The organism is Deferribacter autotrophicus (assembly GCF_008362905.1).
GTDB classification, from domain to species: Bacteria; Chrysiogenota; Deferribacteres; order Deferribacterales; family Deferribacteraceae; genus Deferribacter; species Deferribacter autotrophicus.
This window is the reverse complement of the sequence record NZ_VFJB01000009.1, coordinates 35,923-49,777: the sequence shown is the minus strand read 5'-3', so window position 1 is coordinate 49,777 and position 13,855 is coordinate 35,923. Positions and strand designations below refer to the sequence as shown.

Below are 13,855 nucleotides of genomic sequence, written 5' to 3'. Positions count from 1 at the left end.
TATACATGTATAATCAAAATGGGGGCATTATATATGGAGATATCACCAGCTTATATAAAGATTAAAAAGTTTATTATTAATATGATTCACAAGGGGGAGTGGAAGCCAGGCTTTAAAATCCCTTCCGAAAATGAATTGTCCAAGTTGTTTGCTGTTAGCAGAATGACTGTAAATAGGGCGTTGAGGGAGTTAACATCTGAGGGTGTTCTGGTTCGTGTACAGGGGAAAGGTACTTTTGTGGCAGAGGAAAGCAATGTCTCTGAAATGCTTGAAATAAAAAATATTGCTGATGAGATTGAACGACTTGGAAAAAAACACAGATTGGAAACAGTGCTGATTGAGGAAACACTAGTTGGTAGTGAGGCTATGAAATGGATGGGGTTAAATGATGATGAGACAGTTTATCATACAATTTTTGTTCATTATGCCGATAATGAACCGTTTCAGATAGAGGATAGGTATGTAAATAAAAAAGTTGTACCTGAATATCTAGATGTAAACTTTGAAAATGAAACTGCTCATCAGTACCTGATGAGAACAATCCCTTTTACCGAAGCAGAGCATATTGTGGAGGCTATTTTGCCTGATGATTTTGTAAGTTCACTTTTGAAAATTGAGAAAAATACTCCCTGCCTTCAGTTGAGAAGAAGGACGTGGCTGGGCAATGAGGTTGTTACTTATGTAAAATTTGTCTCTCCTGGCAATAAGTACAGAATAGGTACAAGATTTAAATACAGCAAAGAAGGTGTAGCTATTAGGGATACAGTAAATGTGGGGGCTTATGAAAAAATTTTTATTGGGCAAAGATAAAATTAGTCCAAAATTGATAATTGAAATTTTAAATAAAGAAAGAGAATGCATTATTGATGAAGATTCAGCAGAAAAAATTAAGGCATCTTATTTAGCAACGAAAAAAGCAGCAGAAAGTGATTTACCGATCTATGGTGTAAATACAGGTTTTGGTTCCCTTTGTTCAACAAAGATTTCGACCAAAGATACCACACTGCTTCAATACAATCTTTTAAAAAGTCATAGCGCAGGTGTGGGAGAAAATTTACCGGATGATATTGTAAAAATAATGCTCATTTTAAAAGCACATTCCCTTTCTTTTGGTTATTCTGGAGTGAATATAGAAACCATTAAAAGGATATTATGGTTTGTTGAAAATGATGTTATGCCTGTCGTACCGAGTCAGGGATCTGTGGGGGCGTCCGGAGATCTTGCTCCACTTGCTCATCTCTTTCTTCCTTTGATAGGTTATGGTCAGGTGAGGTATAATGGTAAAGTTTTTGAAACTGCAGAAATTTACCAAAAGTTTGGAATAGATCCGATAAAGTTGGGTCCAAAAGAGGGGCTTGCCCTGATAAATGGCACTCAATTTATGGCTGCTTTTGGTGTGAAATCACTCATTAGGATGAAAAATATTTTGGATAATGCAGATATTATTGGTGCCATGACTCTTGAATCATTAATGGGTTCTGTTAAGCCTTTTGATGAAAGATTGCACAGGTTGAGGGAATACAAAGGATGTCTTTTTGTTGCCCATAGATTTAGGGAATTGTTGAAAGGATCTGAGATTTTAAGAGCTCATGAAAATTGCGATAGAGTACAGGATCCTTATTCACTTAGATGTATTCCACAGGTACACGGTGCAAGTAGAAATGCATTTTTGCATCTAAAAGAAATTCTTATGACAGAGATTAATTCTGTGACAGACAATCCGATAATTTTTAGTCATGACGATATAATCAGTGGTGGTAATTTTCATGGACAGCCTATAGCTCTTCCTATGGATTATGCAGCTTTTGCTGTGAGTGAAATTGGGAATATCTCTGACAGAAGGACCTATCTTCTTTTAGAAGGACGAGTGGGCTTACCGAAGTTTTTGATGAAGGATACAGGGATTAACTCCGGATTTATGATTCCGCAGTATACTTCGGCTGCCCTTGTGACAGAAAATAAGACACTCTGTTTTCCTGCCAGTGCTGATAGTGTTCCCACATCTTTAGGGCAGGAGGATCATGTAAGTATGGGTTCAGTAAGTTGTCGTAAATTGGATAAAATTCTTGATAACTTAGAAAATATTTTAGCAGTGGAATTGGTTTGTGCTGCGCAAGCCTTTGATTTTAGGAGACCTTTAAAATCAAGTGTTATTTTAGAAGCGTGCTATCAGGTGGTGAGAGAAAAGATAGATCATGCGGATGAGGATAGGGTGTTTGCAAAAGATTTGAAAGTAGCAGCTGAAATAATCAAATCCGGAGAGATGGTGACTGCATCAGAAGATGTGGCAGTGAAAAGTGGAATAGATTTGAATGGAGGTTATGATGAACTATTTGGACTTTATTAGACAATATGCTAATCATCCTAATTATAAAGCACCAAGAGGGAATAAGTTACATGCCAGATCTTGGCAAACAGAAGCTCCTTTAAGAATGCTTTTAAATAATCTTGATAAGGAAGTAGCTGAAGATCCCGCAAATCTAATTGTATATGGTGGTACAGGACAAGCTGCAAGGGATCCAGAGGCTGTGAAAAAAATAATCAAAATACTGCTTGAACTTGACAATAATCACAGCCTTTTAGTGCAATCAGGAAAACCTGTTGGGATAGTAAGAACTCATGAAGAGGCTCCAAGGGTTTTGATTGCAAACAGCAATTTAGTGCCTAAATGGGCTGATTGGGAATATTTTAACAGGCTCAAAGAGCGTGGTCTGATTATGTATGGCCAAATGACTGCAGGTAGCTGGATTTATATCGGCTCACAAGGGATTTTGCAGGGGACTTATGAGACGTTTGTGGCTTGTGGTAAGAAATACTTTGATGGAGATTTAAGCGGTAAGCTTCTTGTTACAGGCGGTCTTGGTGGTATGGGTGGGGCTCAACCCCTTGCTGCTACTCTTGCAGGTGCAACTTTCTTGGGTATAGACGTAGATCCTGAGCGCATCAAGAAAAGACTCGATACAAAATATTTAGATATCATGACAGAGTCTTATGAAGAGGCTGTTAATATTGTGATGAAAGCTAAGGAAGAGAAAAAGGCTATTTCTGTAGGGCTTGTGGGCAATGCTGCTGATGTACTTGAAAAGCTTCTTGCTGATGGCATTATTCCCGATATTGTCACCGATCAGACATCAGCACATGATCCTGTAAATGGATATGTACCATCTGGTATGAGCCTAGAGGAAGCAATTGATTTGAGAAAAAGTGATCCAAAAAAATACAGAGAACTTGCTATAAAAACCATTGCAAGACACGTGAGAGCGATGCTTGAGATGCAAAAACGTGGCAGTATTGTATTTGATTACGGGAATAACATAAGAGAGTTTGCAAAAGAGGGTGGCGTTGAAAATTCTTTTGATTTCAATGGATTTGTTCCTGAATTTATTAGGCCACTTTTCTGTGAAGGTAAAGGGCCTTTCAGATGGGTTGCTTTGTCTGGGGATCCTGAGGATATTTTTGAAACAGATAGGGCATTAATGGAGGCTTTCCCTGAAAACAAACATATGGTTCGTTGGTTGCAAGAGGCTCAGAAAAAAGTGGCTTTTCAGGGGTTACCCAGCAGGATATGTTGGCTGGGGCTTGGAGAGCGTGAAAAAGCTGGATTAATATTTAATGAGCTAGTGAAAAGCGGTAAAGTAAAAGCACCAATAGTGATAGGTAGAGATCATCTTGATTGTGGTTCTGTGGCATCTCCAAACAGAGAAACTGAGGGGATGAAGGATGGTAGCGATGCTATTTCTGATTGGCCTTTGTTGAATTTAATGTCGAATACGGCAGGTGGAGCTACATGGGTATCTTTTCATCATGGTGGCGGCGTAGGTATAGGATACTCACAACATGCTGGGATGGTAATCCTTGTGGATGGTACGGAGAGAGCGGAGCGCTGCATAAAAAGAGTTTTATTCAATGATCCTGCGATGGGAATTTATAGGCATGCTGATGCTGGTTATGAAGAGGCGATTGGAGTGGGAAATAGATTTGGAATTTTAAAAGATATTTTAGAGTAAATAGGGTAATGGGGAGATAGGGAAGTTCGATGTTCAAAGTTCAATGTTCAAGGTTCAAGGTTCAATGTTCAAGGTTCAAGGTTCAATGTTCAAGGTTCAAGGTTCAATGTTCAAGGTTTGGAATAGGATAAGGTTAAGTTTGAGGTGAAGAGGATATGTGTGAATATAAATACGATAGTTTTAAATGGTCGGGAAGGGTTGATTCTACAAGTGATTTTACAGCTTTTAGATGGCATCAGGTTATTAAGCAGATAAATCTTGATAAAATCGATAAAATTCAAAAACCATCCATAATTTTATTGGGATTTTGCTGTGATGAAGGAGTAAAAAGAAATAAGGGCAGAGTAGGGGCAAAGGATGCCCCTGCTGTTATCAGAAAATATCTTGCATCTCTTCCATGGCATTGGGAAGATTTGAATCTGTTTGATGCCGGTGATATTTTTGTGGATGATGGACGGCTTGAAGATGGACAACAGATGTTTTCAGAAAAGGTGAAAAAAATAAAGTCTGTTGGAGCTTTTCCTATAGTATTAGGTGGTGGCCATGAGGTGGCTTACGGTACATTCGGCGGAGTAAAGAAAATAAAACCTGCAATAATAAATTTTGATGCACATTTTGATAATAGACCTTATGAAAATGGTGCATCTTCAGGGACTATGTTTGCTCAAATTGCCGATGAAATAAAAGAATCTTATAAGTATTTGTGTATAGGGATACAAAAAAGCGGCAATACAAAGCTTCTTTTTGAAAGAAATAAAGAATTCGGTGGGGAGTGTTTTACTGCTGAAGAAGTATTTAACAACTTGCAAAATGTGATTAATGGGATTAAAAAATTTCTTGAAACTGCTTCTGCAATTTATACAACCGTTTGTATGGATGTCTTTTCTTCATCTGTTGCTTGCGGCGTGAGTGCGCCTGTTCCGTTTGGTATTTTGCCAAATCATTTTCTTTTCTGTTTTGAGAAAATCGCAAAAACAGGGAAATTAATTGCCTTTGATATTGCAGAGGTAAACCCCTCTTTTGATGTAGATGATAGAACGGCAAGATTAGCTGCACATATAATTTTTCATGTGGTGGATAATATTGCAAAATGGGGTTATCAATGAGAAAGGTTATTAAAAATATAAAACAGCTTGTGACACCAATAAGTCATGATTTTGCTGCCGGAGATAATGTTAAAAAGCTGCAGATTTATGAGGATGTGAATATTGTTATAGAGGATGGTGTTATTACGGATATTACGAAAAAAGATGTGGATTGCAATGATGTAATTGATGCAAGTGGTAAATGTGTGTTGCCGGCATTTGTGGATCCTCATACACATATCCCTTTTATTGGCTCAAGGGAGGATGAATTTAATAAAAGGATTATGGGAAAAACCTATATGGAAATTGCAAAAGAGGGGGGTGGTATAAATTCAACGGTTAGAGCGGTGAGAAATGCTACTTTTGATGAGCTTTACAAGGCGGCTAAAAAGGATTTGGAATTAATGATTAAGCATGGTGTGGCTACCATAGAGATGAAAAGTGGCTACGGTCTTGATTTGGAGAATGAGTTAAAGCAATTACGTGTCATCAAAAAATTGCAAGAAGAGTATCCTCTTGATATAAAAGCTACTTTTCTTGGTGCCCATGAAATACCACCTGAATACAGAGGAGATAAAGAAAAATATGTTAAGATAATTATTGATGAGATGTTACCTATTGTAAAGGAAGAAGGGTTGGCTGAATATGTGGACATTTTTTGTGAAAAAGATGTTTTTGAGCTTGATGATACGAGGAAGATACTTTCTGCTGCTAAAGAGTTAGGATTTAAAATAAGGATTCATGCCGATGAGATTTATCCTCTTGGAGGTGCTGGGCTTGCTGCTGAATTTGAAGCTGTTAGTGCCGAACATCTTGTAAAAATTAGTGATGAAAATATTGAAAAAATGATAGACAAGGGTGTTGTGTTTAATTTATTGCCAGGGACGACATTTTTTCTTATGTCTGATGATTATGCACCTGCAAGAAAAATCCTTGAAAAAGGTGGGATAGTAGCTCTTTCCACGGATTTGAATCCCGGTAGTTCATACACTCATTCGCTACCACTTATTATGGCCATTGCTTGTTTAAATATGGGGATGACAATGGAAGAAGTGATAAATGCAGTGACAATAAATGGAGCGTATTCTTTGGAGCTTTCAAATAAAACAGGATCTATTCATGTGGGTAAGCAAGCTGATTTAATAGTATTAAATGCTCCTGATTACAGATATATTGTGTATAATTTTGGTGTTAATCGAGTTGAAAAAGTGCTTAAAAATGGAGTTGGAATCTACAATTGCTTTTAATAACAAATATTCAGAAAATATTGAGGTAATGGCAGTGAAAATTTTGATCATTTTGAATAATCAGCCTTATGATGGACGAGATAATACTTGGAATGCGTTGCGTCTTGCTAAAAAATTACATGAAAAAGGTGAAGAAGTACGAATATTTTTGATGAATGATGCAGTGGATCTTGCCAGAGATATTACAAAAAAGCCTGATTTTTATGATCAGGATCTTGTTCAGATGTTAAAAGAGCTTTATCACAGTGGTGTTGAGCTAAAAGTGTGTGGAACTTGCCAGGCCAGATGTGGCGTAAATAAAAATGCTCCTTATTTTGATGAAATGATTAAAGCTACAATGAATGATCTTGCAGAATGGGTAATTACAAGTGATAAGGTTTTGACATTTGGTTAAATAAAAGTTCAAAGTTCAATGTTCAAGGTTCACTTAGATGTTCTCTTCCACTAAACCATAACTAACTATAAATTACTACCAATAACCACTAAAAACTATTCAATTCAACATTCAACATTCAAAATTCAACATTCACCATCCCCCTATCTCCTCAACCTAAACCCATTTAAACCTTGAATTCGTGGAATAAGGCATATACTTACATATGCAGGTAGAACAGATACAAATTTCATGCTTGATAAGTAAAATTTTAAAGTGCCGTATTCCACGGGTTGAACTTTGAACATTGAACGTTGAACCTTGAACTTTATACTTCCTTATTTTTTCCATTTTCCTATTTTTTCAATCTATATGAATAAATTATTTGAAAAAAATGGTGTGATGCCTATGATAAAATACTTGATTATTTACTGACATTGTGACATATTCAAATCCCAAAAATGCTAAGTGGAGTAGTATGATGAAGGTTGTTTTGCCAGATAAATCTGAGATAGAAGTTAGAGATAATGCCACAGTGAAGGAGGTTGCAGAGGCAATAGGTAGAGGGCTTGCAAAGCAGGCTGTGGCTGGTGTTATAAATGGAAAGATGGTGGATATTTACTATACCGTTAATGATAGAGATGAAGTTAAGATTATTACCGAAAGAGATAAAGAAGGTCTTGAAATACTGAGGCATTCTACAGCTCATTTGATGGCTCAAGCCGTAAAGAGACTTTTTAAAAATGTGAAGGTTACCATTGGTCCTACTATTGAAGACGGGTTTTATTATGATTTTGATATAGATACCCCTTTTACAGAGGATGATCTTGAAAAAATTGAAGCGGAAATGGCAAAAATTGCCAAAGAGAATTTACCTATTAGAAGGAAAGAGCTTACCAAGGAAGAAGCCATTGAGTTGTTTAAAAAATTAGGTGAAGATTATAAAGTTGAGATAATAAATGAGTTGGATGAAGATATTGTATCTGTTTATGAGCAGGGAGAGTTTGTAGATCTTTGTCGAGGACCTCATCTTGAATCAACCGGAAAAATAAAATATTTTAAGCTTCTCAGTGTTGCAGGAGCATACTGGAGAGGCGATGAAAACAATAAAATGCTTCAAAGGATTTACGGTACCGCCTGGTTTAAAAAGAGTGAGCTTGATGAGTATCTTCACAGACTTGAAGAAGCAAAGAAAAGGGATCATAGAAAGTTAGGTAAAGAGCTGGAGCTGTTTTCAACCTTTGATGAGATTGGTGCCGGACTTATTTGCTGGTTTCCAAAGGGTGCAAGGATTAGATCAGTTATTGAGTCTTTTTGGAAAGAGGAGCATTATAAAAACGGTTATGAAATGCTCTATACACCCCATATAGGGAAATCTACACTTTGGGAGACTTCCGGACATCTTGCCTTTTATCAAGAGAATATGTATTCACCTATGGATATTGAGGGCAATAACTATTATATAAAACCGATGAACTGTCCATTCCATATTATGGTATACAAGTCAAAGGTTCGCTCGTACAGAGATTTGCCTCTACGTTGGGCTGAGCTTGGTACTGTTTACAGGTATGAACGATCTGGGGTATTACATGGTTTGTTAAGGGTGAGAGGTTTTACGCAGGATGATGCCCATATAATTTGTACACAGGAGCAGATTGTTGATGAGATAAAGGAAGTTTTAAGATTTTCTTTGAAAATGTGGGAAAATTTTGGATTTGATCAGATAAAAGGTTATATTGCCACACGTCCTGAAAAGAGTGTGGGTGATGATGAAATGTGGGAAAAGGCCACTCATTCTCTTGAGAACGCTATTAAAGATTCTGGCATAGAATTTGAATTGGATGAAGGTGGTGGTGCTTTTTACGGTCCTAAAATAGATCTTAAGATTAAAGATGCTATTGGAAGAGAGTGGCAGATGACCACTATTCAGTTCGATTTTAATCTTCCTGAGCGTTTTGATATGACTTATGTGGATAAAGATGGTAAAGAGAAAAGGCCATTCATGGTGCACAGGGCGTTGCTTGGCTCTCTGGAAAGGTTTTTTGGTGTGCTGATAGAACATTATGCCGGTGCTTTTCCATTTTGGCTTGCTCCTATTCAGATAAGAATAATCAATGTTTCTGATGCACAATACGATTATTGTAAAGATATAGAAAATAGATTGAGGAAAGAAGGTTTTAGGGTAGAATTTGATAGCAGAAATGAAAAGATTGGATATAAAATTAGGGAAGCACAGCTTCAAAAAATCCCGCATATGATTATTATTGGAAACAATGAAGTTGAGGCTGAGAAAGTTTCTGTGAGGTTAAGAACAGGAGAAAATAAAAATAATCTTGATTTTTTTGAATATATTAGTGTAATAAAGGAGCTAGATAGCTCTCGTAGTAAAAATTTATGGAGGTGATTTATAAAAAAGGAAGATAAAGAAAGGGTAAACGAGGAGATAACTGCTCCCGAGGTAAGGTTAATCCTGGAAGATGGCACTCAATATGGGATTGTTAGTATTGATGAGGCATTGAAGGTTGCAGAAGATCGAGGGCTTGATCTTGTAGAGGTTGCTCCTAATGCGAAACCCCCTGTTTGTAAGATAATGGATTATGGTAAGTATAAGTTTGAAAAGAATAAGAAAGAACGGGAAGCCCGTAAAAAACTTCGTCAACATCAGATTGAAGTAAAAGAGATGAAGTTTAGGCCGAAAATCGAGGAGCATGATTATCAGGTAAAATTGAAGCATGTGAGAAGATTCTTGGAAGATGGTGATAAAGTTAAGATTGTGATGAGATATCGTGGTAGGGAAATGATGTTCCAGGAACAAGGCCTGGAAATTTTAAATAGAGTTGTAAAAGATTTGGAAGATCTCTGTGTTGTTGAAAAACGCCCAGAGATGCAGGGTCGTCAACAGATAATGGTGCTTGCACCGAAACACAATTAACTTTTAGGAGGTATGAATGCCAAAGGTAAAGACCCACAGAGGGGCTGCCAAAAGGTTTAAGGTAACCGGCAGCGGAAAAATCAAGTACAAAAAGAGTGGCTTGAGGCACCTCCTTTCCTCAAAAGCCGCAAAGAGAAAGCGCGCATTGCGCCACCCTGGCATCCTGGAAGGAGCAGATGCCCAGAATGTCAAAAAATTAGTACCGTATCTTTAAGAAAAGGAGGAAAAAGTGCCAAGAGCTAAAGGTGGATTTAAGACAAGAAGGCGTAGGAAAAAATGGCTAAAACTTACTAAGGGTTTTCGCGGTGCTGCTAACAACGTTTACAGAAAAAGCCGTGAAGCTGCAGAACGTGCCCTCGTATATGCTTATAGGGACAGAAAGCAGAGAAAGAGAGAGTTTAGAAAGCTTTGGATTATTCGTATTAATGCAGCAGTTAGACAGTATGGTTTGAGTTACAGTAAGTTTATGGGATTGTTGAAAAAAAATAATGTTGAGATTAACCGTAAGGTACTTTCTGAAATGGCAATTCACAATCCCGAAGAGTTTGAGAAACTGGTCAAAAAAGTTACAGGATAAGCTTTTTTATAAACCGGGGTTTTCCCCGGTTTTTTTTATATTTTTTTATCAAACACTTCGGTTGATTTATCCCTTAAAAATTGCGTATTGTTTAGATTATGATAAATCAACCGAGATGTTTGATAAAATTTAGTAGACTATTGTGGGGTGTTTTATGGAGCTTGATTTAAGTAATGTAAAAGGGTTTGAAGAAGAGATAGAAGCAAGTATTACCATTGATGAACTGTATCAGGTGAAGGTTAAATATCTTGGTAAAAAAGGTAGTATTTCTCTGTTAAATAAACAAATGAAAAATTTTCCACCTGAGCAGAGACCAGAAATTGGTAAAAAGATAAATGAGCTCAGAACAAGATTTGAAGAATTATACAATGCTAGATACAACAGGTTGAAGGAAGAAGAGAAGAAAAAGAGATTAGAGCAAGAATCCATCGATGTAACAATGCCTGGGTTCCCTTTTACACCTGGGGCATTGCATCCTATTACAAGAGTTTATTATGAAATTGTGGATATTTTTACTGCTATGGGCTTTGAAGTGGCCACTGGCCCAGAGGTAGAATATGATTATTACAATTTTGAGGCGTTAAATATTCCAAAAGAGCATCCTGCGAGAGATATGCAGGATACTTTTTATATCACTGATGAAATTTTGCTAAGAACGCATACTTCTCCTGTGCAAATTAGAGTTATGGAAGCAAATACTCCTCCCATTAAAATAATTGCACCAGGTAAAGTTTATAGATGTGACCATGATGTTACGCATTCACCAATGTTTCATCAGGTAGAAGGGTTGTTGGTGGCTGAAAAGGTGACTTTTGCTGATTTGAAAGGGACTTTGACACTCTTTATCAAAAGGATGTTTGGTGAAGATATCCCTGTAAGATTCAGGCCAAGCTTCTTCCCTTTTACAGAGCCAAGTGCTGAAGTGGATATGGGGTGCGTAATTTGTGGTGGTAAAGGGTGTAGAGTTTGTGGTCATACAGGGTGGCTTGAGATTTTAGGGTGCGGGATGGTAGATCCCGAGGTTTTCAAATCTGTAAAATATGATACTGAGAAGTATCAGGGGTATGCTTTTGGGATGGGGATTGAACGTATTGCTATGTTAAAATATGGCATAGATGATTTGAGATTGTTCTATGATAATAAATTGAGATTTTTGAAACAATTTTAAGGAGAATGAGTTATGAAGGTATCTTATAGCTGGCTATCCGATTTTATTGATATAAAAAGTATTGACCCAAAAGACTTGGTTGACAAGCTTACCATGAGTGGGCTTGAAGTTGAAGAGTTGATAATAAAAGAAAAAGTTGAAAATGTTGTATTCGGTAAGGTACTGGAAAAAGTTAAACATCCCGATGCTGATAAACTATCCATATGTAAAGTGTATGATGGATTGGAGACATATCAGGTAATTTGCGGCGCTGCTAATGTTGAGGCTGGGCAAATTGTTCCTTTTGCAAAGATAGGTGCTAAGTTACCGATAGGATTGAAGATTAAAAAGGCTAAAATTAGAGGTGTTGAATCCTATGGTATGATCTGTTCTGCAGCAGAGCTTGGTTTGGAAGAGAAAAGTGATGGAATTATGGTTTTGAATGTGTCTGAGGATAAATTAGGAGAGAATGTAAGTGATTATCTTGGATTGGAAGATGTTATTCTTGATATTTCCATTACACCGAACAGGGCTGATTGTCTCAGTATTTATGGAGTGGCAAGAGAAATTTCTGCATTATACAATTTACCGCTGAAGAATAAAACTTATAATCTTACTGAAGTGGAAGAAAATGCGGCTGAATACAAAAAAGTAGAGGTGAAAGATAAAGATAAATGCCCTATTTATCTGGGTAGGATTATCAAAGATGTAAGAATAAAAGAGTCACCAATTTGGATGCAGAATAGACTGCGTTCGGTGGGTGTAAGACCTATAAATAACGTTGTTGACATAACAAATTATGTCCTTTTCGAATATGGGCAACCTTTACATACTTTTGATATGTCAAAACTGCAAGGGAATGTGATTATTAGGACTGCAAAACCTGGAGAGAAAATTATAACCCTGGATGGTAAAGAAAGGGAATTGAAGGATTATATGTTAGTAATTGCTGATGAAGAGAAAGTTGTGGCTGTTGCTGGGATTATGGGTGGTGAGCATTCTGGAATATGTGATGAAACAAAAGATGTTTTTTTGGAGTGTGCATATTTTAAACCAGAAAGTATCAGGGTAACAGCAAGAAGATTGGGTATGCAAACAGATTCATCATACAGGTTTGAAAGAGGGATAGATAAGGGTAATGTTTTTAATATGGTTGATTATGCGGCATTCTTGTTACAAGAATATGCTGATGGTAAAGTATTAAAAGGTGTATTATCAAACGATTATGATGAAGTAAAACCTGTCAAAGTGAGTTTTAATTTATCAAAAGTAAATAAATTACTTGGTACTGATATTAAAGCTGAAGAAGCTAAGAATATTCTTGAAAGATTGCAGTTCAAGGTTCATTCTCAAAATGATAATGACTATGAAGTGGAAGTGCCTACACACAGAGTTGATGTAGAAAGATGGGTGGATATTGCAGAAGAGATTGCAAGAATTTATGGATATGAAAAGATTGAGACCACAATTCCTGAAATTAAAGCTGATAGCAGACAGGCACCTTTATTTTTAAAAGTTCAAAGAGAAGTTAGAGAAAGTTTGAAAACCCTTGGTTTTTATGAAGCTATTAATTTTTCTTTTATGAATGACGATTTTCTTGCTAAATTTGATGATAAAGAAAAGTTTGTATATTTGAAAAATCCTCTCAGTGAAGATATGAACGCTCTTAGAACTTATGTGTTTCCAGGACTCGTAGCAAATACCGTAGGGAATATAAGACAGGGTTTTGGTCAGGGTAGATTTTTTGAGCTTGCAAATGTTTTTGTGAAAACTTCTGAAGATAAATTACCTGAGCAGAAATTGCATTTAGCTCTTTCGATTACCGATGAATTTTGGCCTTTATCCTGGTCGGCTAAAGACAAAATTGAGCCATTTTATTATTTAAAAGGTATAGTGGAAAATATTTTTCTAAATTATAAGCTGAAACCTCGATTTGAAAAATGTGATAAAGTATTTTTACATCCTGGTAAAAGTGCATACCTAGTTTGTGATGGTGAAACTGTTGGATTTATGGGCGAGCTTCATCCTGATATTATTGAATATCTTGATATTGATAAAAATATTTTTATTGCAGAAATCTTTTTTGAAAAAGTTGTAAAATTGATTGAGTCAAACAAAATACAATATAAAAAGTTTTCGGTATTTCCTTCAGTTACAAAGGACTTATCAGTTGTTGTTGGTAAAAATGTTTATGTTGATGACATGATTGAATCTATTGAAAAGATGAGTAATCTTATTGATTCTGTAGTTCTTTATGATGTATATCAGGGTGATAAAATTGGTGTTGACAAAATAAGTCTTACTTTTAGAATTTATTTCAGCTCAATCGAAAGAACATTGACTGACGAAGAAACAAACAATTTGCTTGAAAAAATAATTGACGATTTGAAAGAGAAGTTTGGTGCTGAGTTGAGATAAAAAATATTGAGCTATTATGGGGTTATTTAAATAACCCCATTACTTATTTTTATTTCTTTTATTCTGAGT

At 36.3% G+C, this 13,855-nt stretch carries 12 protein-coding genes; all 12 read left to right on the top strand.

Features of this window, described 5'->3' with window-relative positions; translation table 11 throughout:
- Positions 1-33 precede the first annotated feature (33 nt).
- Positions 34-810 (top strand): histidine utilization transcriptional repressor HutC, encoded by a 777-nt coding sequence (hutC, locus tag FHQ18_RS10680; RefSeq protein WP_188020397.1) that lies wholly within the window; start codon positions 34-36, stop codon positions 808-810.
- Positions 782-2,347 carry a histidine ammonia-lyase gene (gene hutH, locus FHQ18_RS10675; protein WP_149267164.1) on the top strand — a complete coding sequence of 522 codons (1,566 nt, stop codon included), beginning with the start codon at positions 782-784 and terminating at the stop codon, positions 2,345-2,347. The genes hutC and hutH overlap by 29 nt, the downstream gene beginning before the upstream one ends.
- Positions 2,325-4,007, top strand: coding sequence for a urocanate hydratase (gene hutU / locus FHQ18_RS10670; protein WP_149267163.1), 1,683 nt, complete (start codon positions 2,325-2,327; stop codon positions 4,005-4,007). The genes hutH and hutU overlap by 23 nt, the downstream gene beginning before the upstream one ends.
- Positions 4,008-4,162: 155 nt before the next feature.
- Positions 4,163-5,113, top strand: coding sequence for a formimidoylglutamase (hutG, locus tag FHQ18_RS10665; protein WP_149267162.1), 951 nt, complete (start codon positions 4,163-4,165; stop codon positions 5,111-5,113).
- Entirely contained in the window at positions 5,110-6,339 is a 1,230-nt protein-coding gene (gene hutI / locus FHQ18_RS10660) for an imidazolonepropionase (protein WP_246798755.1), read from the top strand. The genes hutG and hutI overlap by 4 nt, the downstream gene beginning before the upstream one ends.
- A 28-nt stretch (positions 6,340-6,367) precedes the next feature.
- Positions 6,368-6,733 (top strand): DsrE/DsrF/TusD sulfur relay family protein, encoded by a 366-nt coding sequence (locus FHQ18_RS10655; protein WP_149267385.1) that lies wholly within the window; start codon positions 6,368-6,370, stop codon positions 6,731-6,733.
- A gap of 457 nt (positions 6,734-7,190) precedes the next feature.
- Positions 7,191-9,116, top strand: coding sequence for a threonine--tRNA ligase (thrS, locus tag FHQ18_RS10650; RefSeq protein ID WP_425457908.1), 1,926 nt, complete (start codon positions 7,191-7,193; stop codon positions 9,114-9,116).
- Between the two features lie 3 nt (positions 9,117-9,119).
- A complete protein-coding gene (gene infC, locus FHQ18_RS10645; protein ID WP_149267160.1) occupies positions 9,120-9,644 on the top strand; it encodes a translation initiation factor IF-3 in 525 nt (174 codons plus the stop codon).
- 16 nt (positions 9,645-9,660) lie between these two features.
- Positions 9,661-9,858, top strand: coding sequence for a 50S ribosomal protein L35 (gene rpmI, locus FHQ18_RS10640; RefSeq protein ID WP_149267159.1), 198 nt, complete (start codon positions 9,661-9,663; stop codon positions 9,856-9,858).
- Positions 9,859-9,873: 15 nt separating this feature from the next.
- The gene (gene rplT / locus FHQ18_RS10635; RefSeq protein ID WP_149267158.1) at positions 9,874-10,221 is read left to right on the top strand and encodes a 50S ribosomal protein L20; all 348 of its coding nucleotides are present in this window, start codon (positions 9,874-9,876) and stop codon (positions 10,219-10,221) included.
- A 154-nt stretch (positions 10,222-10,375) separates the two neighbouring features.
- On the top strand, positions 10,376-11,389 hold the full coding sequence (pheS, locus tag FHQ18_RS10630; protein ID WP_149267157.1) for a phenylalanine--tRNA ligase subunit alpha: 1,014 nt from the start codon (positions 10,376-10,378) through the stop codon (positions 11,387-11,389).
- A gap of 12 nt (positions 11,390-11,401) precedes the next feature.
- Positions 11,402-13,786, top strand: a complete 2,385-nt coding sequence (pheT, locus tag FHQ18_RS10625) for a phenylalanine--tRNA ligase subunit beta (protein WP_149267156.1) — start codon at positions 11,402-11,404, stop codon at positions 13,784-13,786.
- Positions 13,787-13,855 lie beyond the last annotated feature (69 nt).